27 protein-coding genes, 1 other RNA gene and 1 riboswitch are annotated in these 24809 nt (G+C 70.9%); of the genes, 20 read left to right on the forward strand and 8 right to left on the reverse strand.

Annotated features, from left to right (window positions below):
- Nucleotides 1-54: 54 nt before the first annotated feature.
- Nucleotides 55-957, reverse strand: coding sequence for a lipid A hydroxylase LpxO (gene lpxO, locus BLU84_RS02655; protein ID WP_074863295.1), 903 nt, complete (start codon nt 955-957; stop codon nt 55-57).
- Between the two features lie 321 nt (nt 958-1278).
- On the opposite strand from lpxO, the gene glyA reads away from it, so the two are divergent.
- The 10 genes from glyA to BLU84_RS28170 all read left to right on the forward strand — a co-directional run bounded on the left by glyA (nt 1279) and on the right by BLU84_RS28170 (nt 9487).
- Nucleotides 1279-2568 (forward strand): serine hydroxymethyltransferase, encoded by a 1290-nt coding sequence (glyA, locus tag BLU84_RS02660; protein WP_074862546.1) that lies wholly within the window; start codon nt 1279-1281, stop codon nt 2566-2568.
- A 46-nt stretch (nt 2569-2614) separates the two neighbouring features.
- Nucleotides 2615-3223, forward strand: a complete 609-nt coding sequence (locus BLU84_RS02665; RefSeq protein WP_074862548.1) for an energy transducer TonB family protein — start codon at nt 2615-2617, stop codon at nt 3221-3223.
- A 52-nt stretch (nt 3224-3275) separates the two neighbouring features.
- Nucleotides 3276-3794 (forward strand): transcriptional regulator NrdR, encoded by a 519-nt coding sequence (nrdR, locus tag BLU84_RS02670; protein WP_074862551.1) that lies wholly within the window; start codon nt 3276-3278, stop codon nt 3792-3794.
- A 100-nt stretch (nt 3795-3894) separates the two neighbouring features.
- Nucleotides 3895-5040 (forward strand): hypothetical protein, encoded by a 1146-nt coding sequence (locus BLU84_RS02675; protein WP_074862552.1) that lies wholly within the window; start codon nt 3895-3897, stop codon nt 5038-5040.
- A 76-nt stretch (nt 5041-5116) separates the two neighbouring features.
- On the forward strand, nt 5117-5971 hold the full coding sequence (locus BLU84_RS02680) for a hypothetical protein (protein WP_074862555.1): 855 nt from the start codon (nt 5117-5119) through the stop codon (nt 5969-5971).
- Nucleotides 5972-6012: 41 nt separating this feature from the next.
- Entirely contained in the window at nt 6013-6846 is an 834-nt protein-coding gene (locus tag BLU84_RS02685) for a hypothetical protein (RefSeq protein ID WP_074862558.1), read from the forward strand.
- 10 nt (nt 6847-6856) lie between these two features.
- Nucleotides 6857-7960 carry a bifunctional diaminohydroxyphosphoribosylaminopyrimidine deaminase/5-amino-6-(5-phosphoribosylamino)uracil reductase RibD gene (gene ribD, locus BLU84_RS02690; protein ID WP_074862561.1) on the forward strand — a complete coding sequence of 368 codons (1104 nt, stop codon included), beginning with the start codon at nt 6857-6859 and terminating at the stop codon, nt 7958-7960.
- Between the two features lie 16 nt (nt 7961-7976).
- Entirely contained in the window at nt 7977-8420 is a 444-nt protein-coding gene (locus BLU84_RS02695) for a hypothetical protein (protein ID WP_074862563.1), read from the forward strand.
- A gap of 191 nt (nt 8421-8611) precedes the next feature.
- Complete coding sequence (locus BLU84_RS02700) at nt 8612-9388, forward strand: class I SAM-dependent methyltransferase (RefSeq protein ID WP_074862566.1); 777 nt, start codon at nt 8612-8614, stop codon at nt 9386-9388.
- A 48-nt stretch (nt 9389-9436) separates the two neighbouring features.
- The gene (locus BLU84_RS28170) at nt 9437-9487 is read left to right on the forward strand and encodes a DUF6053 domain-containing protein (RefSeq protein ID WP_354520322.1); all 51 of its coding nucleotides are present in this window, start codon (nt 9437-9439) and stop codon (nt 9485-9487) included.
- On the opposite strand, the gene BLU84_RS28175 is transcribed toward BLU84_RS28170, so the two are convergent.
- Nucleotides 9469-9519, reverse strand: coding sequence for a DUF6053 domain-containing protein (locus BLU84_RS28175; RefSeq protein ID WP_354520321.1), 51 nt, complete (start codon nt 9517-9519; stop codon nt 9469-9471). The two genes, BLU84_RS28170 and BLU84_RS28175, sit on opposite strands and share 19 nt — an antisense overlap.
- A 168-nt stretch (nt 9520-9687) precedes the next feature.
- A riboswitch (FMN riboswitch) is annotated at nt 9688-9873 on the forward strand.
- A 187-nt stretch (nt 9874-10060) separates the two neighbouring features.
- On the opposite strand from BLU84_RS28175, the gene BLU84_RS02705 reads away from it, so the two are divergent.
- From BLU84_RS02705 to BLU84_RS02735, 7 genes are all read left to right on the forward strand, one after another.
- Nucleotides 10061-10678, forward strand: a complete 618-nt coding sequence (locus BLU84_RS02705) for a riboflavin synthase (RefSeq protein WP_074862569.1) — start codon at nt 10061-10063, stop codon at nt 10676-10678.
- On the forward strand, nt 10675-11829 hold the full coding sequence (gene ribB, locus BLU84_RS02710; protein ID WP_074862572.1) for a 3,4-dihydroxy-2-butanone-4-phosphate synthase: 1155 nt from the start codon (nt 10675-10677) through the stop codon (nt 11827-11829). The genes BLU84_RS02705 and ribB overlap by 4 nt, the downstream gene beginning before the upstream one ends.
- Nucleotides 11830-12386: 557 nt before the next feature.
- Nucleotides 12387-12854 (forward strand): 6,7-dimethyl-8-ribityllumazine synthase, encoded by a 468-nt coding sequence (ribH, locus tag BLU84_RS02715; RefSeq protein ID WP_074862575.1) that lies wholly within the window; start codon nt 12387-12389, stop codon nt 12852-12854.
- Nucleotides 12851-13321: a transcription antitermination factor NusB gene (gene nusB / locus BLU84_RS02720; RefSeq protein ID WP_074862577.1), complete on the forward strand. Its 471-nt coding sequence runs from the start codon at nt 12851-12853 to the stop codon at nt 13319-13321. Before ribH ends, nusB begins: the two co-directional genes overlap by 4 nt.
- Before the next feature lie 123 nt (nt 13322-13444).
- Complete coding sequence (gene thiL / locus BLU84_RS02725) at nt 13445-14470, forward strand: thiamine-phosphate kinase (protein WP_074862580.1); 1026 nt, start codon at nt 13445-13447, stop codon at nt 14468-14470.
- 171 nt (nt 14471-14641) lie between these two features.
- The gene (locus BLU84_RS27015) at nt 14642-15877 is read left to right on the forward strand and encodes a hypothetical protein (protein WP_074862583.1); all 1236 of its coding nucleotides are present in this window, start codon (nt 14642-14644) and stop codon (nt 15875-15877) included.
- Nucleotides 15878-16169: 292 nt separating this feature from the next.
- Nucleotides 16170-17408 carry a hypothetical protein gene (locus BLU84_RS02735; RefSeq protein WP_139174574.1) on the forward strand — a complete coding sequence of 413 codons (1239 nt, stop codon included), beginning with the start codon at nt 16170-16172 and terminating at the stop codon, nt 17406-17408.
- Between the two features lie 22 nt (nt 17409-17430).
- Here BLU84_RS02735 and BLU84_RS02740 read toward each other — a convergent pair whose 3' ends face one another.
- Genes BLU84_RS02740 through BLU84_RS02755 form a run of 4 tightly spaced genes read right to left on the reverse strand, consistent with a single transcriptional unit; the run spans nt 17431 to nt 21130 of the window.
- Nucleotides 17431-18819, reverse strand: coding sequence for an FAD-binding oxidoreductase (locus tag BLU84_RS02740; protein ID WP_074862589.1), 1389 nt, complete (start codon nt 18817-18819; stop codon nt 17431-17433).
- Complete coding sequence (locus tag BLU84_RS02745) at nt 18816-19364, reverse strand: metal-dependent hydrolase (RefSeq protein ID WP_074862592.1); 549 nt, start codon at nt 19362-19364, stop codon at nt 18816-18818. Before BLU84_RS02745 ends, BLU84_RS02740 begins: the two co-directional genes overlap by 4 nt.
- A gap of 58 nt (nt 19365-19422) precedes the next feature.
- Complete coding sequence (locus BLU84_RS02750; protein WP_074862594.1) at nt 19423-19806, reverse strand: YraN family protein; 384 nt, start codon at nt 19804-19806, stop codon at nt 19423-19425.
- Nucleotides 19790-21130, reverse strand: a complete 1341-nt coding sequence (locus BLU84_RS02755; RefSeq protein ID WP_233431046.1) for a penicillin-binding protein activator — start codon at nt 21128-21130, stop codon at nt 19790-19792. The genes BLU84_RS02750 and BLU84_RS02755 overlap by 17 nt, the downstream gene beginning before the upstream one ends.
- Before the next feature lie 264 nt (nt 21131-21394).
- On the opposite strand from BLU84_RS02755, the gene rsmI reads away from it, so the two are divergent.
- Nucleotides 21395-22222 (forward strand): 16S rRNA (cytidine(1402)-2'-O)-methyltransferase, encoded by an 828-nt coding sequence (gene rsmI, locus BLU84_RS02760; protein ID WP_074862597.1) that lies wholly within the window; start codon nt 21395-21397, stop codon nt 22220-22222.
- Nucleotides 22223-22227: 5 nt separating this feature from the next.
- Here the strand turns inward: rsmI and BLU84_RS02765 are convergent, their stop codons facing one another.
- Nucleotides 22228-22566 carry a hypothetical protein gene (locus BLU84_RS02765; protein WP_074862600.1) on the reverse strand — a complete coding sequence of 113 codons (339 nt, stop codon included), beginning with the start codon at nt 22564-22566 and terminating at the stop codon, nt 22228-22230.
- 74 nt (nt 22567-22640) lie between these two features.
- On the opposite strand from BLU84_RS02765, the gene rnpB reads away from it, so the two are divergent.
- Nucleotides 22641-23002, forward strand: an RNA gene (rnpB, locus tag BLU84_RS02770) — RNase P RNA component class A.
- A 289-nt stretch (nt 23003-23291) separates the two neighbouring features.
- On the opposite strand, the gene BLU84_RS02775 is transcribed toward rnpB, so the two are convergent.
- The gene (locus tag BLU84_RS02775; protein ID WP_074862605.1) at nt 23292-23876 is read right to left on the reverse strand and encodes an ester cyclase; all 585 of its coding nucleotides are present in this window, start codon (nt 23874-23876) and stop codon (nt 23292-23294) included.
- A gap of 479 nt (nt 23877-24355) precedes the next feature.
- Here BLU84_RS02775 and mraZ point away from each other — a divergent pair, with 479 nt between their 5' ends.
- Nucleotides 24356-24802, forward strand: coding sequence for a division/cell wall cluster transcriptional repressor MraZ (gene mraZ, locus BLU84_RS02780; RefSeq protein WP_074862608.1), 447 nt, complete (start codon nt 24356-24358; stop codon nt 24800-24802).
- The last annotated feature ends 7 nt before the right edge of the window (nt 24803-24809 follow it).

Consider the following 24809-nt stretch of genomic DNA (forward strand, 5'->3'; position numbering starts at 1 on the left):
CAAAAGCATCGGGCCTGAAGGCCCTCCCACAACAGCCGGCTCCCCGGCGGGGCCTTACAGCCAGACGATCAGCGCGATCACCGCCGCCACGGCGGCGTACTTGAAGAAGTAGTACGTGCCCTTGCTGCGTTCCTTCAGCGCCTTGGACTTGAGCCGCAGCGCGTAGAAGTACTTGAAGATCTTGTTGATCGCGCCGGTCTTGTCGCCTTCGCTGTTGGGCGAGGCGCCGGCGGCGATCAGGCGCTTGGCGATGAAGCGGTTGAGCCCGCGCGCCCAGGCGAAGCGCATCGGCCGCTCGATGTCGCAGAACAGGATGATGCGGTTGTGCTGCGAACCGTTCTGCGCCCAGTGGATGTAGGTCTCGTCGAACATGGTCCATTCGCCGTCGCGCCAGCTGTAGCGCTGGCCGTCCACGTCGATGAAGCAGGCGTCGTCGTTGGGCGTTTCCAGGCCCAGATGCAGGCGCAAGGAGCCCGCGTAAGGGTCGCGGTGCGGGCGCAGCTCGCTGCCCGGCGGCAATTCGGTGAACATCGCCGCCTTGACGCTGGGCACCTCGCGCAGCAACTGGGTGGTGACCGGGCACAGCTCGGCCGCCGAGGGATGGGCCTCGTCGTACCACTTCAGGTAGAAGCGCTTCCAGCCGCGGCGGAAGAACGAGTTGAAGCCGACGTCGTTGTATTGGTCGGCGGCCTTGATCTGCTGCATCTCGCGCAGGTGCAGGGCCTCGGCCCGCACTTCCTGCCAGCGCGCGCGCAGCGGCGCAAGTTCCGGGAAATGCTGCTCCGGGGTCAGGAACGGCGTGGTCGGCACCCGCGAGCAGGCGTACATCAGCACGTTGATGGGGGCCATGAACGTGGAGTGGTCCAGCAGCTGCCGGCCCAGGCGATGGCGCACCCGGCCGCGGAAATGCACGTAGACGGCGGCGGCCAGGAACAGGAAAACGAAGACCCATTTCACGGTCGGGGCATCCAAGGACGAACGGGCCGGCCGGGCGGCGGCGGGCCGGGAGGTGGGGAGGGCGGGGCCATTGTCCGCCCCGGGCAGGGCCGGCGCGAGCCGCGCTTTGGCGGTTGGCCGCCATACGCCCCTAGGCTAACATTTCAAGTCTTACGTCAAGCCGCCCGGGCCGGTTCAGGCACTCGGGCCGCGCTGCGGAGATGGGCCGCCCGGTCCGAGATTTCAAGCCCGGGCGGGCCGTCCGCACGCTGTCCGGGCCCGTGGACGGCCTGGCGCGAGTCCTCCCCCTCCCGTCCGCTCAACTTCTCCCCGAGGCCGCGAATGTTCCCCAGCACCACCCGTATTGCCGGATTCGACGACGAACTCGCCCAGGCCATCGCCGACGAGGCCCGCCGCCAGGAAGACCATGTCGAGCTGATCGCCTCGGAGAACTACGCCAGCCCGCGCGTGCTGGAAGCCCAGGGCAGCGTGCTGACCAACAAATACGCCGAGGGCTACCCGGGCAAGCGCTATTACGGCGGTTGCGAGTACGTCGACATCGCCGAGCAGCTGGCGATCGACCGGGTCAAGGAACTCTACGGCGCCGACTACGCCAACGTGCAGCCGCATTCGGGCTCGCAGGCCAACCAGGCGGTGTACTTCGCCCTGCTCAATCCCGGCGACACCATCCTGGGCATGAGCCTGGCCCACGGCGGCCACCTCACCCACGGCGCCAAGGTCAACGCCTCGGGCAAGCTGTTCAACGCCGTGCAGTACGGCGTCAACGACCAGGGCCTGATCGATTACGACGAAGTCGAGCGCCTGGCCCTGGAGCACAAGCCGAAGATGGTCGTGGCCGGCTTCAGCGCTTATTCGCAGGTGGTCGACTGGGCGCGCTTCCGCGCCATCGCCGACAAGATCGGCGCGTATCTGTTCGTCGACATGGCCCACGTCGCCGGCCTGATCGCCGCCGGCGTCTACCCGAGCCCGGTGCCGCACGCGCACGTGGTCACCTCGACCACCCACAAGACCCTGCGCGGCCCGCGCGGCGGCATCATCGTGGCCAAGCGCTGGGACGGCGCGGTCGGCGAGGGCGAGGGCGCGGTGGGTTTCGACGACATGCAGAAGAAGCTGCAGAGCATCGTCTTCCCGGGCATCCAGGGCGGCCCGCTGATGCACGTGATCGCGGCCAAGGCGGTGGCGTTCAAGGAAGCGCTGCAGCCGGAGTTCAAGGACTACCAGGCGCAGGTGGTCAAGAACGCCCAGGCCATGGCCAAGACCATCATCGCGCGCGGCTACAAGATCGTCTCCGGCGGCACCGAAAACCACCTGATGCTGGTCGACATGATCGGCAAGGGCATCACCGGCAAGGACGCGGAAGCCGCGCTCGGCCGCGCCCACATCACGGTCAACAAGAATGCGGTGCCCAACGACCCGCAGAAGCCGTTCGTGACCTCGGGCCTGCGCATCGGCACCCCGGCCGTCACCACCCGCGGCTACAAGGAAGCCGACTGCGTGGCCCTGGCCGAGTGGATCTGCGATGTGCTGGACAACCCGAAGGACGAGAAGGTCATCGCCGGCGTGCGCGAGAACGTGACCAAGCAGTGCGCGCAGTTCCCGGTGTATGGCTAAACCGCTGCTCCGATCGGCGGCGCTCGGTTGGCTTGCATGCGTAAGCGTGCAAGCCGCCGAAGCTCCGCCGGGCGGAGCTTCCGCCGCGCCGGTCATCGAGTACAGGACGCTGACGCCGGCGGAGGCGAAGGAAGCGATCGTGGTCGCCCCGCCGTCGCCGCCGTCGCCGTCGAACCGGCCGGACTTCAGCCAGGACATCGGCATGACCGAGACCTACTACATCCCGGCCTGCCAGATGGGCATGCAGGGAGGCAAGTACCGGGCCAGTTGGCGCGAGATTTCGGATTTCCACGCCAGAAATCGTGTCGCGTGGTTGTCCGACCACGACCGCTACGGGGCGCCGGACTGGTATGCGCAACCCGGGAGCCGCGCGCCGGAGCCCGACAATCGTCCCGACGCGGCGTATCCCGCCGCGGCCGGCGAAAAGATCGGCGAGGTCGTGGTGAAGGTCATCATCGACGCCAAGGGGCGTACCCGCGACGCCATCGTGATCTGCAGCAACGACACCGTGTTCGACGCGCCCGCGCTCGCATTCGCCAGGAAAGTCGCGTTCAAGCCCGCGCTGCGCGATGGCCGGCCGGTCGCGGATTATGGCAATGTGTCCATGCGGTTTTATCCGGACGGGCCGAAATACGGATTCCGGCGGCACAAATGACCGGTTGCGGACGCTACGATTCGCAACTCTCGTCCCGACTCACGGTGGATTGATGCATTGCCCGTTCTGCCAGCACCACGACACCCGCGTGATCGACTCGCGCGTGTCCGACGACGGCGCCACCATCCGCCGCCGGCGCGTGTGCGAGGCCTGCGGCGAGCGCTTCAGCACGATCGAGACGATCGAATTGAAGCTGCCGGTCATCATCAAGGGCGACGGCCGCCGCGAGGCGTTCGACGCGCGCAAGCTGCGCGCCGGCTTCGACCGCGCGCTGCAGAAGCGGCCGGTGGCGGAAGAACAGATCGAAGCGGCGGTGCGCGCGGTCGTGCACCAACTGCGCATGACCGCCGAGCGCGAGCTGGCCTCGCGCCGGGTCGGCGAATTCGTCATGGCCGAGCTGCGCAAGCTCGACCACGTCGGCTACGTGCGTTTCGCCTCGGTGTACCGCTCGTTCGAGGACGTGGCCGATTTCCGCGAGGAGCTCGACCGGCTCGAGCGCGATGCGCCCGGCGATGGACAGTTGCCGTTGCTGGGCGAGGACGACCCGCGTCCGGACCGGAAAAAACGCTGAGTTTTCGCTGTGGGCGCGCGCCCGCGGCAGGCCGGACGCAGGCCAGGAGCGCTGGCGCCGGCGGGAATCACCGAATTCACGCGCCGAAGGGAGTTCGCGCATGTCCGATGCATACCGATCCGCGCTGTTGAGCCTGCTGTTGGCGTCGCTGCCGGTATCGGCGCAGGCCGCCGATCCGATCGAGGACCGGCAGCGCGCGCCGCTGGCGGGGCGCTACACGCTGCAAGGCGCGTCCGAGGGCGAATCGGAACTGCTGCTCAAGCCCGACGGGCGTTTCGAATGGAGCCTGCGCTATGGCCCGATCGTCCAGTCCGCGACGGGGCGCTGGAACGTGGGCGCGGACCAGATCCTGTTGACCGCGCAGGCGCCGACGCAGGCCAAGCCGCTGTTCTCGCTCGATGAGGTCGCGCCCTGGAATGCGGGCGCGCAAAAACGTCTGGACGAATTCGCTTCGGAGCGCAAGGAGACGTTGAGCGAGGAGGCCTGCGCCTACCTCAAGACCTATCGGCTCGGCTTGGCTCAGATCGAATTCACCGCAGCGTCGCCCGCTGCCGACCCGGCGCACCGCAACGCCGCCGCAGCGTCGCTGGCGCCGGCGCTGGCGGCGCTCGAACGATCGCGGCTGGCGCTGGAAACCGCGGCCGCGGCGGCCAAACCGACGCCGTGGGGACAGCCGCCGCAGGGCAACCTGGAGGCCGCGGCGGCGGCCGCGCAGGCGGCGGCCGCCGGCGCAGACCCGGATGGCCAGGCCGCGGCCGATCGCGCGGTGCGCAGCTATCTGCAACAGCGGGAACAGGTTGCCGCGCTGCACGCCGCCGCCGGCCGCAGCATGCCGGCGTTGCCCGATCCGCGCCTGGGCCGCGAACGCTGCCTGGATCCGGCGGCCAAGGCCGACCCCTTCGGCGGCTACGCCGTCGTCGTCGGCGATCCGCAGCGCGGCGCCCGCGCCGAGGGCATCGGCGTGGAATTCGTTTATTCCGACGGACGCAGCGAGCGCACCCAGACCAGCCCCGGCGGCTGGGCGCTGGCGGTGCGGCGCGCGGGCGTGCGGCTGGAGCGCGCGATCCTGCAAGCACCCGACCGCCCGAGCGAAACCGTGGCGCTGGACGAAGCTCGCGGCCGTATTTTTGCGATCCGCCTGGACAGCGCGGCAGCGCTGCCGGCGCCGTTCGAACAAATGATCCTGCACCAGGACGACGGCGCCTTGGTATCGCCGCAGCTGCGCGGACGCTATGTTCGGCATTGAACGCCTGGATTGGGGTAAGGAGACCGCGATGAACGATGGATCGGCCGCTCGGGCCGGCGCTGGAAGATCGGTGCGCATGCGCCGCGGCGCTGCGCGCGCGCTGGTTCTGGCCAGTTGCCTGCCGGCATCGGCGCTGGCGACCGCGGCCGCTGCGGCCTGCGCGCCGCCTGGCGACCAGGCGCTGGCGGCCAAGTACACGACTGCGGTGACGAACTTCGCCGCGCCGTCCGAGAAACAGCTCTCGACCTTGCAGATGCGCGCCGACGGGCGCTTTCGTTGGTACGACCTGCCGCCGCTGCCGTACCCGGAAATCGCCGGTTGTTGGCGGCGCAGCGGTGATACCGTGGTGCTGGTGTTGGGCGCGGCCGACGGCGGCGACGGGGTCAAGCGCTCGATGCCGGTGGCGTGGACGCAGGCCGATCTGAACCAGGTGCGCCGCGAGGGCGTGCAGACCATTCAGCAGGCGGTGGACGCCGGCTTGCTGGCAGCGGGGCGAGTGTGGGCGCACCAGGACCGCAAGGCCGGCGAGCCGGTGCGGGTCAAACTGTACGAGCCGACCAGCGGCGCTCCGCCGGGCGATGCCAAAGTTTCGTTGCGCTTGCGCGACGGCCGCATCGTCGAGGGCGCCGCGGTGCCGGACGAGGAGCAGGTCATCGATAACCGCCCGGGTCCGAGCGGCGGCGAATATCTGTTCGCATCCTTGCCCGCCGACGCTGCGGTGCAGGCGATCGGCATCCGCTTTCCCAACCAGCCCGACCGCCCGCGCTGGGTCAGCGTCGAGGACCGCACCAAGTTGCTGTACATGATCGAATTCGACGCGCGCGCCACCGCCTCGCTGTTCGGCGGCACGATGACGTTGATAGTGAACGCCGACGGCAGCCTGAGCCCGGCGCTGCCGGATCGCGGCGAACCTTTCGTGCGTGTGCCATGAGCGCGGACTTCGGGAGTGCGGATTTGATGAGTGCAGATTCCATGAGCGCAGATTTCGTTGTGCGCGGCCGCCGTCCGGCCTCGCGCCTGGGCGGTGCGTTCGCCGGCCTGATGGCCTGCGCATCGCTGTGCGCCGCGCCGACGGCATTCGCCTGCGAGCCGGCCGATGCCGCGTTGTCCGGCCGCTACGTATCGGCCGCAGCGGACTCCGCGGCGAGCTCCGCCAAGAGCCTGCAACTGAACAAGGACGGCAGTTTCCGCCTGCTCGGCGTGCCGGTGCAGGGGGCGGATTTCAGCGGTTGTTGGCAGCGCAGCGACGACATCGTGGTCCTGGTCGAGGGCGCGGCGATCGACGGCGAAGGCATCAAGCGCGCATTGCCGGAACCGCTCACCCAGGCCGATCTGAAGGCGGTGCGCACGGACGGCATCGACACCCTCGAACAGGCCGTGGACGCCGGGCTGTTGCCGCTCGGCCGGCAGTGGGCGAACCAGCCGCGCCGCGCCGGCGAGACGGTACGGGTCAGCGTGTACGAACCGCGCGTCGGCCTGGCGGTCGGCGATGCCAAGGCGATGCTGCGCCTGGCCGACGGCACGGTGATCGAACAGGCGCCGACGCGCGGCGAAGACGGGCAGTTCGAATTCGCGTCCTTGCCCGCGCGCGCCGTGGTGACCGCGATAGGCGTGCGCTTTCCCGAACAACCCGACCAGCCGCGTTGGCTGACGGTGAACGATCCGACCAAGCGGTTGTACCTGATCGAATTCGACGCACGCGCGCTGGGTGCGGTGCAGGGCGGCTTCATCACGCTCAGCCGCCGCGCCGACGGCAGCCTGACCTCCGATTTTCCCGATGCGACCCGCTTCAAACGCGCGCCCTGAGCCGAACGCCATGACTTCTGAATTCACCGCCACCGACCACGCCCACATGGCCCGCGCCCTGCGCCTGGCCGAGAAGGGCGCCTACACCACCCGTCCCAACCCGATGGTCGGCTGCGTGATCGCGCACGGCGATGAAGTCGTCGGCGAAGGCTGGCACGAGCGCGCCGGCGAGCCGCACGCGGAGGTGCACGCGCTGCGCGGCGCCGGCGAACGCGCGCGCGGCGCCACCGCCTACGTCACGCTCGAACCTTGCGCGCACACCGGCCGCACCGGGCCGTGCAGCGAGGCTTTGATCGAAGCCGGCGTGGCGCGCGTGGTCGCGGCGATGCGCGATCCGTTCCCGCAGGTCGACGGCGCCGGTTTCGCCAAGCTGCAGGCCGCGGGCATCGCGGTGAGCAGCGGCTTGATGGAAGCGCAGGCGCGCGCGCTCAATCGCGGTTTCCTCTCGCGCATCGAGCGCGGCCGGCCGTGGCTGCGGGTCAAGCTGGCGGCGAGCCTGGACGGTCGCAGCGCGCTGGCCAGCGGCGAATCCAAGTGGATCAGCGGCGAGGCTTCGCGCCAGGACGTGCAGCATTGGCGCGCGCGCGCCGGCGCCATCGTCACCGGCGCCGGCACAGTGCTGGCCGACGATCCCTCGCTGACCGTACGCCTGGGCGACGCGACGCCGTTCATGGCGCCGCTGCGGGTGGTGCTCGACCCGGGCCTGGCCACCGTCGCGCGCGGCCGCGTGCGCGAGGGCGACGCGCCCACCTTGTACCTGCACGCGCCCGACGCCAAGCCGCCGCGCGGCCTGGACGCGCAGCTCGCCGCGGTGCCGGTGCGCGAGGGCCGCATCGACCTGGAAGCCGTGCTGCGGCTGCTGGCCGAGCGCGGCATCAACGAAATCCAGCTCGAAGCCGGCGCGACTTTGGCCGGCGCGTTCCTGCGCGAGGGCCTGGTCGACGAAGTGCTGCTGTATGTGGCGCCGGTGTTGTTGGGCGAAACCGCGCGGCCGCTGTTCGACGGCCTCGGCATCGAGGCGATGAGCCGCAAGTTCCAGCTCGATGTGATCGACGTGCGCCGGCTCGGCGAAGACACCCGCGTGCTGCTGCGGCCGCGCGCGGCGACGGCCTGAGCGCCGCGCTGCGCCGATGAGCGCCGACGCGGACGCGCGGGGCGAGCCGACGCTCGCGGCGATCGGGTTCGATCGCGCCGACGGCGGCTTGCGACTGGGCGCGACGCGGATCGCGCCGGACCTCGCCATCGACGCCTTGCCGCCTGCGTTCCGGGTCGGCCCGTTGCAGCAACTCCAGGTCGAAGGCCTCAGCGTGCCTTGCCGATTCGCCGAAGCGGATCTGCGCGACGACGCGCCCGGCGAACGCGGCCGCCGGATCGGGCTGCAACTGCGTTTCGAACGCGGCGTCTGGGTCAGCGCGTTCTGCGTACTGCGCGGCGCCGGCGCCACCGCGCACCGACGCTGGCTGCAGCGCAAGCTCGGCGCCTTTGAGGGCATCGAACCCGGCTGCCGCTGGGGCGTAGCCGAAGACCGCAGCGGCGACCCCCACGCCTTCGTGCACAACCGCAACTGGCGCTGACGCCTCAGATCGCCCGAATCCCCGAATACCCCCTGTAGGAGCGACGCAAGTCGCGACCGCGCGCCCACCCGCCACTGCGCCAGCGCCGCCCCCACAGCAAACCCCAGCGCCCCGCACACCCACGACCGCCCAGGTATCCTCGCCCCATCGCGCACAAACGCGCCCCACGCGCGCGCACCGCAGAGCCGCCCATGCCAGGCAACGCCTTCAAAGACCACTTCTCCGCCATCGCCGACAGCTACGCGACAGCGCGCCCCGAATACCCCGACGCCTTGTTCGACGCCATCGCCGCGCATGTGCCGGCGCAGGCCGAGGTGTGGGAACCCGGCTGCGGCAGCGGCCAGGCCACGCGCGGGCTGGCCGCGCGCTGGGCGCGCGTGCACGCCTGCGACCCGAGCGCGCAGCAGCTCGAACGCCACTGGGCGCACGCGGACTCGCTGCGCGGCGAGGGCCGGGTGCGTCTGAGCGTGGCGCCGGGCGAGCGTTGCGACCTCGACGACGGCAGCGTCGGCCTGGTCGCCGTGGCCCAGGCATTGCATTGGTTCGAGCGCGAACGCTTCTTCGCCGAGTGCGCGCGCGCGCTCGCGCCCGGCGGCGTGCTGGCGGCGTGGAGCTACGGCGATTTCGCCATTCCCGACGGCATGGACGCAGCGGTGTCGGCGTTTCGCGCCGACATCGACGGCTATTGGCAGCGCGAGAACTTCGAAGTGCGCGACGGCTACGCCGGCTACGACTGGCCGTTCGAAGCGCTGCCGGCGCCGGCGTTGTGGCTCAGCGTGCGCTGGGGCTTGTCGCGTTTTCTGGGCTATCTGAATTCGCTGTCGGCGAGCGAGCGCTGCAAGGTCGCCACCGGCGAGGACCCGGTCTACGCCCACCGCGCCGCGCTGACTCGCGCCTGGGGGCCGCCGGATGGCGAGCGCGAGCTGCGTTGGCCGCTAATTCTGCATTTGCGCCGCAAGCCGCTGTAAGCCGGCGGCGCAGGCCCGTCGCTCAAGGGCCTAAGGGCCAAGGCTCTTGTGGGAGGGCCTTCAGGCCCGATGCCTTTCTCTCAGATCGCGGCTATCTGAAACAAAAGCATCGGGCCTGAAGGCCCTCCCACAAAAAATCAGCCCCCCAAGAGCTCGGGGCCCTCAGGTCGGAGCCCCGCGGCCGCCCGCCATCCCGCCCACGCAACGCAGCGTCCGCCCGCACCCGGCGGCTTCGGACAACCGGCCGCCCGTCCCCCGGGTGCTAAACTGCGCCCGCCGGCTGCGGCCGGCACCACCAGTAACGTCTTCAGGGCGGGGCGCAATTCCCCACCGGCGGTAGGCGCCCAGCGCGCGAGCCCGCGAGCGCCCGGGCGGTTCGGTTTTCCGGCGGGAATGTCCCGGCCAGAAACCCGCGCCGCGCGGGGTCAGCAGATCCGGTCCAATGCCGGAGCCGACGGTCACAGTCCGGATGAAAGAAGACGGCTGCGCGCGAGCCCGTCCGCGAGGACGGGCGAGTAGTCCTCCCGCGGCCTTGCGCCGCGCGTCGTGCGTCGTCCTCGAAGCCTTGAGGCGTTTTTCGCTCACCACTTGCGGGAAACGTTTCATGACCACTCTCCATCGCTACACGCTGCATAGCGGCCGCGCATCGGCCCTCCGCCAGGAGGCGCGCTGATGTTCACCGGCATCATCGAAGGCGTCGGCCGCCTGGTCTCCACCCAGCCCATCGGCGGCGACGTGCGCCTGCGCATCGCCACCGGCAGCCTGGATTTCTCCCAGCCCAAGCTCGGCGAAAGCATCGCCGTCAACGGCGTGTGCCTGACCGTGATCGAGTTCGGCGCGGACTGGTACGACGCCGACGCGTCCACCGAAACCCTGGCGCTGACCACGCTCGGCGCGCTGCAGGCCGGGGCCAAGGTCAACCTGGAGCGCGCGATGCGGCCCAGCGACCGGCTCGGCGGGCATCTGGTCAGCGGCCACGTCGACGGCGTCGGCGCGGTCGAATCGGTGCGCGAGGACGCGCGCGCGCAACGCTGGCGCTTCCGCGCGCCGGCGCCGCTGCTGCGCTATATCGCCAAGAAGGGCTCGATCTGCGTCGACGGCGTCAGCTTGACCGTCAACGAAGTCGACAGCGAAGGTTTCGAAGTCGCGCTGATCCCGCACACCGTCGCCAACACCGCGTTCTGCGACGCCGCAGTCGGCGCGCCGGTGAATCTGGAGATCGATCTGGTCGCGCGTTACGTCGAGCGCCTGCTCGGCGAGCGGCCCGCCGCTGCGGAGGCTTCGGCATGAGCTTCGCCACGGTTCCCGAATTGCTGGAAGAAATCCGCGCCGGCCGCATGGTCGTGATCGTCGACGACGAAGACCGCGAGAACGAAGGCGACCTGATCATGGCCGCCGAACTGGTGCGCCCGGCCGACATCAACTTCATGGTCACCCACGCCCGCGGCCTGGTGTGCCTGTCGCTGATGCGCGAGCGCTGCCTGCAGCTCGGCCTCGGCCCGATGGTGCGCGACAACACCTCGCCGCACCACACCAACTTCACCGTCAGCATCGAGGCGGCCGAAGGCGTCACCACCGGCATTTCCGCCTACGACCGCGCCCACACCGTGCGCACCGCGGTGCGGCCGGACGCCAAGCCGTCGGATCTGGCCCAGCCCGGCCACATCTTCCCGCTGATGTCGCAGCCCGGCGGCGTGCTCAGCCGCGCCGGCCACACCGAGGCGGCCAGCGATCTGGCGATGCTGGCGGGCCTGGAGCCGGCCGGCGTGCTGGTCGAAGTGCTCAACCCCGACGGCAGCATGGCGCGGCGGCCGGAACTGGAGAAATTCGCCGCCGAGCACGGCTTGAAGATCGGTTCGATCGAGGAGCTGATCCGTTATCGCCTCGCCACCGAGCACACGGTCGAGCGCGTGGATTCGCGCCAGATCGAGACCGAGCACGGCCCGTTCCAATTGCTGAGCTATCGCGACCGCCTGACCCGCGCGGTCCACTTCGCCTTGCAGCGCGGCGAGCCCGACGCAGCGCAGCCGACCCTGGTGCGCGTGCACATGCAGAACCCGCTGGCCGACGCGCTGCACTGGCGCCGGCCCGACTTCGGCCCGGCGGTCGGCGACGTGCTCGCCGCGATCGCGCGCGAGGGCCGCGGCGCGCTGGTGCTGCTGTCCGACCACGCCGACCCCGACGCGCTGCTGGCGCGGGTGCGCGAGCAACCCGGCGCGCACGAGCCGCACACCGACACCGACGTCCACGACGCCGCCGCGCCGCCGCCGACCCGCGGCCACGCCCTGGCCGAATGGCGCCGCAACGGCGCCGGCGGCCAGATCCTGGCCGACCTGGGCCTGGGCAAGCTGCGCGTGCTCGGCACCCCGCGCAAGCAGATCGGCCTGGCGGGGTTCGGGCTGGAGGTGGTGGAGTACGTGGATATCGCGACGTTGGGTTGAGGGCTGAGGTAAAGGCCGAGGCCGCCAGTCGCTGCGTCCTTTCCTACCGCATCCCCGCGAAGGCGGGGATCCAGAGCCTTCAGCGCCATCGCTCCAGATCGCCTTCCGGCGCCCGCGTCCATAGCGCGGGCTCCCGGTCGCGTCGTCCCGGCTCTGGATTCCCGCTTTCGCGGGAATGACGGGGGGAGGAAACGGCGGACGACTGGAGTGGTTCGGATCAAGCCACCAGCTGTCATCCCCGCGAAAGCGAGGATCCAGAGCCTTCAGCGCCATCGCTCCAGATCGCCTTCCGGCGCCCGCGCCCAAAGCGCGGGCCTCCGGGTCGCGTCGTCCCGGCTCTGGATTCCCGCTTTCGCGGGAATGACGGTTGGGAGGGAGGCGACGCGGTCGGGTCTGCGCGCGGCGGTCTCGGGGCGTGGTCCTGGCGCTGGATTCCCGCTTTCGCGGGAATGACAGCCCAAAACACCCGCGCACACCGCCCCCATCGCCCCGCAGCCCGCCACCGCCCCCCAACCGGTAAACTAACCCCCTTTCGCCCCAGCACAGCGACCCCCGCCATGCCCCATTACGAAGGCGACCTGCGCAGCCCGCCGGGCGCGCGCTACGCCATCATCGCCAGCCGCTGGAACCCGCGCATCACCGATACCCTGGTGGCCGGCGCGCGCAAGACCTTCGCCGACCACGGCATCGCCGAGGACGCCATCGACGTGATCCGCGTCCCCGGCGCCTGGGAACTGCCGGTGCTCGCGCGCCGCCTCGCCGTCGCCGGCAAGCACGCCGCGGTAGTGGCGCTGGGCTGCGTCGTGCGCGGCGACACCCGCCACTACGAGCAGGTCGCCGACGGCTGTTCCGACGGCCTGATGCAGGTCTCGCTCGACTTCGGCCTGCCGATCGCCAACGGCGTGCTCGCGGTGGAACGCCACGAGGACGCGGAAAACCGCGCCGGCGGCAGCCACGGCAACAAGGGCGAGGAAGCGGCGCTGGCCGCATTGGAAATGAGTCACCTGCTGGAGCAACTGCCATGAATCGCCGCCGTCCCGATGGCATCGACCCCGTCGCGCGTTCGCGCGCCCGCCGCCGCGCCCTGCAGGCGATCTACGCCTGGCAGATGACCGGCACCAAGGCCGACGAGATCATCGCCCAGTTCGCCCACGAACAGGCGCACGAAGTGGCCGACCTGGTGTATTTCGAAGACCTGGTGCGCGGCGTCGCCCGCCACCAGGCCGACGACCTCGACCCGGCGCTGACCCCGTTCCTCGACCGCGAGATCGAGCAGGTCGACGCGATCGAGCGCGCCGCGCTGCGCATCGCCGCCTACGAACTGCGCCACCGTCTGGACGTGCCGTATCGCGTGGTCATCAACGAGGCCATCGAATCGGTCAAGCGCTTCGGCGCCGAGCACGGCCACACCTACGTCAACGGCGTGCTCGACCGCGCCGCCGCGCAGTGGCGCGCGGCCGAGGCCGCGGCTGCGGCCAAGGGCAAGCGCTGAGGCGCGACGCGTGCGCAGCAACCAAGAACGAGCAGAGCGCCGCATTGGCGCCGTCCGCTCGGACCTGCGAGCCTCGCCGCGACGCGTTCCTCTCCGCTCGTTCCTCTTGATTCGCTGCAAGCCGTGACCGCCGAATTCGACCTCATCGCCGTGATCCGCGCGCGCGCCGCCGCGCTCGCGGACGAGCGCGGCGATGTCGTGCTCGGCATCGGCGACGACGCCGCGCTGCTGGCGCCGCCGCCGGGCCGGCAACTGGTCGCGGCCACCGACACGCTCAACAGCGGCGTGCATTTCGCCGCCGACGCGCGGGCCGCCGACATCGGCTGGAAAGCGCTGGCGGCGAACCTGTCCGACCTCGCCGCGATGGGCGCCGAGCCGGCCTGGTGCACCTTGTCGCTGTCGCTGCCCGCGGGCGAGGCCGCCGCGCGCGCGACCTTCGTCGAAGGCTTCGCCGACGGCTTCCTGGAACTGGCCGCGCGCCATCGGGTGGCCCTGGTCGGCGGCGACACCACGCGCGGGCCGTTGTCGGTGTGCGTGACCGTGCTCGGCTTCGTCGAACCCGGTTGGGCGCTGCGCCGCGACGCGGCGCGGGTGGACGACGACCTCTGGGTGACCGGCACGCTCGGCGACGCCGGCGCCGCGCTCGCGCTCGACGGCATCGACGGTTATCGCGAATTCGCCGTGCGCCGCATCGACGGCGCCGACGCTGATCCCGCCGTCGCCAGCGCGCGCCTGCACGAGCGCCTGCGCCGGCCGCAGCCGCGCGTCGCCGCCGGGCGCGCGTTGCGCGGGCTGGCGCGCGCCGGCATCGACGTGTCCGACGGTTTGCTGGCCGACCTGGGCCATCTGTGCGTCGCCTCCGGCGTCGGCGCCGTTATCGAGGCGGCCGCGCTGCCGGCCTCGCGCGCGCTGGCCGCGGCCTGCGCCGACGACGCCCGCCGCGCGCTGCAGCTCGGCGGCGGCGACGACTACGAGCTGTGCTTCACCGCCTCGCCGAACCAGCGCGACCCGATCGCGCGTTCGCTGGCGGCCTCGGGCACGCCGGCCAAGGTGATCGGCCGGATCCAGGCCGAACCCGGCGTGCGCGTGCGCCTGGCCGACGGCGCGGCGTGGACGCCGCCGCGGCGCGGCTACCAGCACTTCGCCTGAGTTCGCGCGCCTTCGTCGCGCGGCGTTTTCTTCCCGCGTCCTTGCGCAAATAGCCGAAACCGGTTTCCCGCGTCCGACCGTGCCATCAGTTGGGACGTTGCGGCGAAAAAGTTCAGATCGCTTTCATCGCGCCGATGCAAGCCTGAACGCCTCTCTCCACGGACAGCCCGCATGCGCCGGATCGCGCCGACTTCCCTCGTATCGCGTCGGCGCGGCCTCGCGCTGGCGGCCGCCGCGGCCCTGGCGCTGACCTTGCCCGGTTGCGGCGCGGTGCGCAGCATCGCCGGCATCAACACCGTCCATCTCGAACAGGCGAAAGTCGATTCGATGCAGGTCGATCTGGCCGACGGCGCCACCGCCATCTGCCCGCGCGAGCGCGTGCAGATGCACGTCGTGGTCGGCGCGCAGCTGCCGCGGCAACCGGCGCCGCTGCTGTACGAAACCTGGCGCGGCAGCAACGGCACCCGCCGCAACGGCATGCTGGATTTCCGCAACTTCGCCTTCAACAGCGAACAGGGCCGGTTCGACGAGCTGGGCTGGTTCACGCCCGATCCGGACGTGCTGGCCACGCTCGACGGTGGTTTCGCGATCGGCGCGAGCTTGCTGCATCCCAGCACGCAGCTCGCCCGCACCTTGCATTACCCCGCGCGCTACGACTGCATCGACAGCATCGGCGCGCCGGGCGGCCCCGGCGCCGCCGGTCGCGACGGCGGTTACGGCGACAGCGGCGGCAGGGGCTATGACGGCAATCACGGCGGCCGCGGCGCTTACGGCGGCAACGGCGGCGACGGCGAGCCGGGCGGCAACGGTTTCGAGGGCCCGCGCTTACGCGCTTACGCCACCTTCGTCGCCACCGCGCGCTATCCGAAACTGCTGGCGGTGCGGGTGGAAGGCGACTTCCAGGACTTCGTGCTCGCTCCGGCCGAACGCGCGTTCGTGGTCGTCGCCAGCGGCGGCCGCGGCGGCGCCGGTGGCGATGGCGGTGGTGGCGGCCGCGGCGGCGACGGCGGCCGTGGCGACGACGGCAACAAAGACAAGAACAGGGACGGCGCCGGTTACGGCGGCGATGGCGGCGACGGTGGCGATGGCGGCTACGGCGCGCCCGGCGGCCTTGGCGGCGACGGCGGCCAGATCGAACTGATCTACGACCGCCGCTTTCCGGAGCTGGCCGGCCTGTTGCGCATGGACGTGTCCGGCGGGCTCGGCGGCGACGGCGGCAGCGGCGGTTCCAGCGGCAGCGGCGGCGATGGCGGCCACGGCGGCCTGGGCTCGGGACGCGACGGACGCTCGGGCAACTACGGCAGCAGCGGCCCGAGCGGTCCCGGCGGGCGCGCCGGGTTCGCCCAGATGCAAGCCGGCGATGTGGCTGCGCGGTTTCGCGGCTTGCCGGGGGTGAAGCCGTTGTAGCGGCGAAGGTGGCTGTGATGCACGCGGCTGCTTTCGCGGGTCGATGCAGCGCGCGCGATGCTCGCGTCGCTGCAGCGTTCGAACGGAAAGATGCAACGAAGCTGCGCCGAGATCGGCGCGCATCGGGCGGCCTCGGCCGCGCGGCGGTTTCGTGCGGCATCGCTCTCGCACAACGCGCGGCCACACGATGGCGACGGCCTCGCCGCATCGGACGCGGGGTTTAAGACGGTTTTAACGGCGGCAATGCGAGCCTGCCTTTCGACCGCCCCACGCGCTGGCCGAAATGGATTTCATGCATCGCACAAGCTCCGCGTTTTCCATCGTGCGTCGCTCGCTGGCGCCGCTCGCGTTAGTCGTCGCAGCGCTCGCGTTGAGCGGCTGCAGCGCGGTGCGCACGATCGCCGGCGTCAATACCGTGGCGTTGCAGCAGGCCCGGGTCGATGCGATGGAAGTCGAGATCGGCACCGGCGCGCGGGTGATCTGCCCGCGCCAGCCGCTGCAAATGCATGTGGCGGTGTCGGCGCAACTGCCGGGTCAAACGGCGCCGGCGACCTACGACACCTGGCGCGGCGTCCCGGGCATGCGCCGCAACGGCAAGCTGGATTTCGCCAATTTCGCGTTTTCCAGCGATCAGGGCCGGTTCGACGAATGGGGTCGGTTCGAGCCCAATCCCGACATCCTGGCCACGGTCGACAGCGGTTTCACCATCGTCACCCAACTGCTGCATCCCAGCGCGGGATTGAGCGATCGCCGGCACTACGACGCGGATTACAGCTGCATCGTCAGCGCCGGCATTCCTGGCGCGCCGGGCCGCGCCGGCACGGACGGTTCGAGCGGCGCGTCCGGCGGCAGCGGCGGCAGCGGCGGCAACGGCCAGCGAGGAGGCGAGGGCGCAGCGGGCGAGGACGGCGGCCCCGGCGGCAACGGTTACGACGGGCCGCAGGTGCAGGTCTATGCCACCTATGTGCGCACCCTGCGCTATCCGAAACTGCTGGCCGTGCGCGTGCGCGGCGACATCAACGATTTCGTGCTCGCGCCGGCCGACCGGCCGCTGGCGCTGGTCGCGCGCGGCGGTCAGGGCGGTCGCGGCGGCAGCGGCGGCGCCGGTGGCGAAGGCGGCAGCGGCGGCAGTGGCAGCGCGAGCCGCGACGATGATCGCGACAACGGCCAGGGCGGCAGCGGCGGCGATGGCGGCCACGGCGGTTCCGGCGGCGAGGGCGGTGTCGGCGGCAACGGCGGCCGGATCGAGCTGATCTACGACGCGCGTTACCCGGAGCTGGCGCGCCAGTTGCTGTTCGATGTCGACGGCGGCTTGCCCGGCGAAGGCGGCGCGGCGGGCTCGCCGGGCCGGGGCGGTTCCGGCGGTTCGGGCAGCGGCGGCTCCGGCGGCAGCGGCAATTCGGGCAATTCCGGAAACTACGGCCGCTATGGTTCGGCCGGGCACGCCGGCAGCGCGCAGGCCGGCGCGGGCGAGGTCGCGCGCTACTTCCGTTCCATTCCCGGCATCGAGTTGCTGCCCGGGCAACGCTGAGGCGCGCCGCGCCGCGCGCGATTCATTCGTCCGGCAGCAACTTGCCCGGATTCAAGATGCCGTCCGGATCGAACGCGCCCTTGATCTGGCGCATCACCGCCAGCGTCTGCGCGCCGACCGCATGCGGCATGAAGTCGCGCTTGGCCAGGCCGATGCCGTGTTCGCCCGAGAGCGTGCCGCCCAGCGCCAGCGCCAGTTCGAACACGCGCCCCATCGCCGTGTGCGCGCGTTCGCTCTGCGCGGCGTCGGCCGGGTCGTAGAGCAGGTTGACGTGCAGATTGCCGTTGCCGGCGTGGCCGAAGCAGACGATCGGCAGGTCGAACTCGCGCGCCAGCGATTGCACGCCGTCGACCAGTTCGGGAATGCGCGAGACCGGCACCACCACGTCTTCGTTGATCTTGCCTGGCGCCAAGGTGCGCAACGACGGCGACAGCGCCTTGCGCGCGGCCCAGAGTTTTTCCCGCGCGGCTTCGTCGGCGGCGTCGTCGAGCGAGAGCAAGCCCTCGCCGGCGGCGGCGCGCTTGAGCGCGTCGAGCGCGTGCGCCAGGGTGTGGGCGTCGCCGTCGGCTTCGATCATCAGCAAGGCGCCGGCCTCGTGCGGCAGATCGGCGCCGCCGACATCGCGGGCCAGGCGCACGCATTGGCCGTCCATGAATTCCAGCATCGACGGCGTCACCGGCTGCGCCATCAGCCGCGCCACCGCCTGCGCGGCCGAGGACACGTCGCGATAGACCGCGCGCAACGCGGCGCGCGCCGGCGCCGACGGGGTCAGGCGCAGGCTGGCTTCGACGATCAATGCCAGCGTGCCTTCGCTGCCGACCAACAGGCGGTGCAGGTCGTAGCCGGTGGAGCCTTTGGTCGTGGCGGTGCCGCACACGATCAACTCGCCCGCGCCGGTGACCGCGGTCAGCGCCAGCACGTTGTCGCGGCTGGCGCCGTATTTCACCGCGCGCGGGCCGCCGGCGTTGCAGGCGAGGTTGCCGCCGATGCTGCTGTAGGCGGCGCTGGTCGGATCCGGCGGCCAGAACAGGCCGTGCGGCTTGAGCGCGGTCTGCAGGTCGCCGTTGAGCACGCCGGGCTCGACCACCGCGCAGCGGTCGCCGGGACGGATGTCGAGGATGCGGTTCATGCGCTCGAACGAAACCACCACGCCGCCGGCGACCGGCACCGAGGCGCCGGTGGTGTTGGTGCCGCGGCCGCGCGCGACCAGCGGCACGCGCTCGCGTCGGCACGCGCGTACCAGCGCCTGCACCTGCTCGCGCGTGCGCGGCAGGGCGACGGCATCGGGCAGGGCGAGGCGGCGCGAGTTGTCGTAGGCATAGGCCAAACGCTCGCCCGGATCGGTCAGCCACGCGTCGCCGAGCAGTTGCGTCAGTTCGGCGTGCAGCGACGGCGGCAGCGGCGCGCTCATCGCGCCGGCCCGGGTGCGGGCGTGCGCGTCAGTTTGCGCAGCAACGCGCCGGCAATGCCGAGCGACAACGCCGGCAGCACCACCCAGCGCGCTTCCGACCACAGCACCTCCAGGCCGCGCAGGCTGAAGAAGCGCGCGCCGATCGGCGAGACTTCGATCGGCCGCCACGGCGCGAAGATGCGCGCGTCCGACCACGGCCAATACAGCGCCACGCCGAGGCCGCCGTCGGTGAGCGCGTCGAGCAGCGGGTGCGAGGCCGCGCACAGGAACAGCCACCACGCCGCGCGCCAGCGCGGCGCGCGCAGCCACGGCGCCGCGAGCGCGCCGAGCGCGGCCAAGGCGGCGGCGAAGGCGAAGGAATGGCTGGCGCCGCGGTGGCCGAAATCGTCGGCGTAGGCGATGCCGAGCTTGAACGCGACCACGTCGGCGTCGGGCAGCATCGCCGCGAGCGCGCCGGCGGCGAGCAGGCGCGGGGAAATGCGTTGGCGTCCCAGCGCCAGGCCCAGGGCCAGCGGGACTACGGCGTGGGTCATCACGGTCGGCATGCGGGCGGGTCCGGGAGCGGGCGCGGCGGGAAAGTCGGGGGAGCGTAGTCGCAGGCGCTCAGTCGTCGGCGCGGAACGCATCGCGCAGCCAGCGCAACTGCGGCCGCGCCGGGTCGCCGTCGGCTTCGACCACATCGAAGCGGCAGGCGCGTTCGGCATGCGCCGGATGCCGTTGCAGGAACGCCTGCGCGGCCAGCACCAGCTTGCGCCGCTTGCGCGCGTCCACCGAGGCCGCGCCGCCGCCGAAGCGGTCGTCGCGGCGGTAGCGCACTTCGACGAACACCAAGGTGTCGCCGTCGAGCATGACCAGGTCGAGTTCGCCGACGCGGAAGCCGGCGTTGCTGGCGAACTCGCGCAGGCCCTGCTCGCTCAAGTGTTCGCGCGCCGCGGCTTCGACCGCGGCGCCGCGTTCGCGCTTGCCGCGGTCAGCGGCGCGAGGCATCCGCCAGCGGCACCGCGACGCCGCTGCTGAAGGTCGACCACGCCGGCGTGCGCAGCACGTTGCCGAAGCCGTCGATGCGCAGCACGCCGGTGGCGCCGGCGACGTACGCGTCGGAGCGGCCGGCCAGGCGTTCGAGGTAGGCGCTGAGCTGCCAGGCGTCGTAGCCGAAGGCGAACAGGCGCGCGGCCGGGCCGCGCGCGGTCGGCAGCTGCTGGGCGGTGCCCACTGCCGGCGGCAGGCCGCGGATGCCGCCGCTGATCCAGGACTCGGACGGGAAGGCGATGCCGTCGAGCACGCGGTCCTGCTCCGGCTTGCCGGTGCCCAGCAGCAACTGCGAAGTCGCCGCGCGCGGCTTGTCGGCCAGGCCGACCAGCGCCAGCTTCGGCACCAGGGTGCGGCCGACGCTGCCCTTGACCGCGAGGAAGACCGCATCGACGCCGCCTTCCTTGGCCACGAACGGGCCCAGGTCCGCGGTGCCTTCGCCGACGGTGTCGGTGACCACCGCGCCGCGCGCGGCCAGGCGTTGCTTCAGCGCGGCCACCGCGCGGCGCTGGCTGTCGTCGTCGCCGGCGATCGCCAGCACGCGCTTGGCCTTGCGCTCGGCCAGGTAGTCGGCGGCGGCGGTGCCTTCGTCCTCGGGCGTCAGCGAGAAGCTGACGTTGCCGCTGGGCGGGGTGGTGTTGCCGCGGTTGAGCGCCAGCACCGGCACCGGCAGCGCGCCCTTGCCGAACAGCGCGCTGACCTCGTCGCGGCCGAGCGGGCCGATCACGAAGTCGTTGCCCTCGGCGGCGGCCTTGTCGTAGGCCGACAGGGCGCCGGCGGGAGTGCCGGCGGTGTCGTAGAAATGCACTTCCGGGCGGCGCCGGCTTTCGCCGTAGTAGGCGGCGAGCAGGCCGTCGCGCACCGAGGCGGCGGCGACCGCGGCCGGGCCGGTGCTCGGCAGCAGCACCGCCAGCTTCATCGGCGGGCGGTAACCGTCGGCCTCGGCCGGCGGGCGCTGGGCGGCGTGGAAGCTCCAGTCGGAGGTGCGGTCGAACGGGCGCGGCAGCGGCAGCCCGCGCTTCATCAGCGCGCGGCCGGCGAAGTTGTACAGCGGGTCGCCCTCGATCAGGGCGCTGGCTTCGCGGCTGAGGGTGGCGTCGTCGAGCTGGGCGAGCAGGCGTTCGATCTGCTGCTCGTTCTCGCTGCGTTCGGCGCCGCTGAGCGCGGCGTGGTTCTTCGCCAGGTGCTGGGCCTGGGCGACGATGGGATTGGAGGCGGCGACGGTCGCGACCGGGCGGGTCTCGACGCTGGCGCAGCCGCCCAATAGCGCCGTGGCGGCCAAGGCGCAGAACATCCATGTAAAAGCGGGCCGGTTCTTGCTTCGATTCATCGGCTTGCGTGCGCCGCGGGCGGCGTTCCTGTGGGACCGGGTAGGATTCTACCCGGCCCGGGCGACGCGAACGCGCCGCCGCGGCTGCCCGCGTTCAGCCCGCGCCCGCGGCCGGGCCCGTCCGGGGCTCGGTCCGGCCCCGCTCAGGCTGCGCCCCGGCCCGCTTTCCGCCGTCCGCTCCCGCGGCCCGCCCCGCTTCCCGAGATCCCGCTCCCGATGCAAACCCCCGGCACCTTGCACATCGTCGCCACCCCGATCGGCAACCTCGGCGACCTCACGCCGCGCGCGCTGGAGACCCTGCGCACGGTCGCGGCGATCTGCGCCGAAGACACCCGCCACACCCGCCAGTTGCTGTCCCACTTCGGCCTGGAGCGGCCGCTGCTGGCGCTGCACCAGCACAACGAGGAGCAGCAGGCGGCGCAGTTGGTGGCGCGGTTGCAGAGCGGCGATTCGCTGGCGTTGGTGTCGGATGCGGGCACGCCGTTGGTCAGCGATCCGGGCTATCGCTTGGTCCGCGCCGCGCGCGCGGCCGGAATCAAGGTCTCGCCGGTGCCCGGCGCGTGCGCGGCGATCGCTGCGCTCAGCGTGGCCGGCGTGGCGTCGGACCGTTTCGCTTTCGAAGGCTTCCTGCCGGCCAAGGCCAGCGCCCGCCGCGAGCGCCTGGTCCGGCTCGCGGCCGAGCCGCGCACGTTGTTGTTCTACGAATCGGCGCACCGGATCGAGGAAACCCTCGACGATATGGCTGCCGCGTTCGGCGGCGCGCGCGGCGCGGTGCTGGCGCGCGAGCTGACCAAATTGTTCGAGACCGTGCTCGACGGCGCGCTCGACGCGCTGGCGGCGCAGGTCAAGGCCGATCCCAACCAGCGCAAGGGCGAGTTCGTGCTGATCGTGGAAGGCGCCGGCGAAGACGCCGACGCCAAGGTGATCGAAGGCAAGCGCCTGTACGCCAAGCTCAGCGAACACCTGCCGCCGTCGACCGCGGCCAAGCTCGCCGCCGAGCTCAGCGGGGCGCCGCGCAAGGCCTTGTACGGCGGCGGTGAGTAAGCCGCTCAGGGTTTGCGCAGCGCGCGCATCGCCTCGGCCAGCGGCCGCAGCAGTTCCGGCGCGGCCAACACCTGGAAGTTCCAGATGTCGTCGCTGAGCAACAGCGCCAGGCCGTGCACGCGCAATACGGTTTCGCCGCCGTCCAGGCCCAGGTTCTGCTCGAGCACGAATTCGCCCGAGCCGCCGATGGCTTCGAGCCCGGGCCAGAAGCCGGCGCGCAGTTCGGTTTCGCTCCAGTCGGGCAGGTAATCGGCGAGGTCGTGCGCGTCGAGCAGGCCGTGCCGGCGCTGCATGCCGCGCGGATACAGCGGGAACTGGTCCTCGGGATCGATGGGGTCGTTCATAGCGGGCTCGCGGCGCTGGGTGCGTTCACTTTAGCGCTGCGGCGCCGGCGCGCTCGTGCGACAATGCGCGCCGCGAAGTGGGCCAGGCAGTCGCGTCGTCGGATCGCAAGATCCGGCGCCGAGGAAAGTCCGGGCTCCACAGGGCACGGTGCCAGGTAACGCCTGGGCGGCGCGAGCCGACGGAAAGTGCAACAGAGAGCAGACCGCCGAACGGTTCCTTCGGGAATGCGTGGTAAGGGTGAAACGGTGCGGTAAGAGCGCACCGCGAGTCCGGCAACGGACCGGCACGGCAAACCCCACCGGGAGCAAAACCAAATAGGGAGGTCATGACGCGGCCCGCGTCGCCTCCGGGTAGGTTGCTTGAGCGTAGCGGCGACGCTGCGCCTAGAGGAATGACTGTCCACGACAGAACCCGGCTTACAGGCCCACTTCGCGGCTTTTTTTGGCGGTTCGCCAAAAAAAGCCCCCAAAGTTTGCGGAGCAAACTTTGGGCCCCGGCTCCTCTATCTCCAAAACCCCGCCCCTGTCGGGGCGCCCCCTTTACTAAAGGGGGCTGCTCGTGGGGTGGGTGCGTTTGGGTGAAGCCCTCAATTCTTCCGCTCTAGAGCCCCTCTCCCGCTTGCGGGGTGAGGGGCTGCGCTTGCGAGCCATCGGCTCGCGCAGCACCGAACGCCCGAACGCTCTGCGTTCGGGCCGGGGTGCGGGTTGGGGTGAGGGCGTGCGGGCTACTTCGCCGCGCCGATCTGCTTCATGAAAGCCTGGTTGTCCCAGTACAACCACTCCTCGACCATCACCCCGTTTTCCCAGCGCCCGAAGGTGGCCATGTCGAGCTTGAACGGCTGGTTGGTCGGCGCCAGCGTGGTGCCGTCGGGCAGCGGCATGGGCTGGGTGAAGGTGCCTTCCATGATTCCGGTCACCGCGGTGAGGTTGCCCTGCGCGACTTTCACCGGGTGCACCTTGATCCGGGTGTCGGGCGCGAACACGAACTGCGGTTTGAGCCGCTCCAGGTGCGCCTCCAGGCCGGTCGTGGTGCTGCCGTCGGGGTAGTGGACCAGGATGTTCGGGGCGTGGCTGCGGTGGAAGTGGTCCCACTGCTGGCCGCTGTAGTGGACGAAGTCGAGCTCGTCGAAGGTCTGCAGGTTGCGGTCTTGCTGGGTCTGCTCGGCCTGCAGGCGCTTGAGCACGGCGGCGTCGGCGCGGGCCGCGGTCAGCGGCGGCGGGGAGGACTCCTGGCGCGCGCATCCGGCGAGGGCTGCGGCGAGCAGCAGGGCCAGGGGCAGGGCGGTGCGGAACGGGGGCGGGGCGTGCATTGTGGATAACTCCGGGACAAGTCGCCGCCACGCTAGAGCCCGGCACGTCAAATGAATGTCTAGCGCACCCTACGCCGCCGAATTGGACGCAGCGCGTCCAGGCCGATAGCCAGCGGCAATCATCCTTTGCATTCCGATGCTTAGCGGCGATTCGCGCAAATCCACCGAAACTCAGCTTGGTGAAGAAAATGTGACGTCGCTCGCGCAAGGGTCACTTTGTGACGCTATGAGTCTCAAAACCTGAGACGAAACAACGCTTAGTGGATAAGTCTTGAATAAGACTCTCAAGTTCGTCGCAAGCCATTGATGCGCCTAGCGAAATTCAGTCCGGAAAGTTGTTGACAACCCGTTGCGCCCTGATAATGTGGGCATCCGAGGGAAAACCAGGGTTTTTGTGGTTTTCGGAGGCCAGTCGTCCCGGTAGGGTCGAATGAACGAGGCGACCCGTCCGGTAGAGACGGGAGCCCACAAGGTGCGCAATGTTCCAGGGCGAAACCGCCATCACGATCGACGACAAGGGCCGGCTGGCGGTGCCCACCGCCTACCGCGAGCTCGTCGCGCGCGAATGCGACAACCGCCTGGTCATCACCTACAACCCGTTCGAGTCCGGCTCCCTCTATCTGTATCCGCTGTCGATCTGGGAGCGCGTGCGCGAGCAGGTCAACAAGCTGCCCAAGGCCAAGGCGGTCAACCGCACCATGCAGCTCAAGCTGGTCGGCGCCGCTGCGTTCGTCGAACTCGACGGCAACGGCCGCATCACCGTGCCGCCCAGCCACCGCGCCGCGGTCGGCATCGAAAAGAAAGCGGTGCTGCTGGGCATGGGCGACAAATTCGAACTTTGGAGCGAGCAGGCGCATCACGCGCAGATCCGTCAGACCATCAGCGACGACGATCTGAGCGACGAGCTGCTCGACCTGCAGCTATGACGGACGG

Source organism: Lysobacter enzymogenes, assembly GCF_900106525.1.
Lineage (GTDB): Bacteria > Pseudomonadota > Gammaproteobacteria > Xanthomonadales > Xanthomonadaceae > Lysobacter > Lysobacter enzymogenes.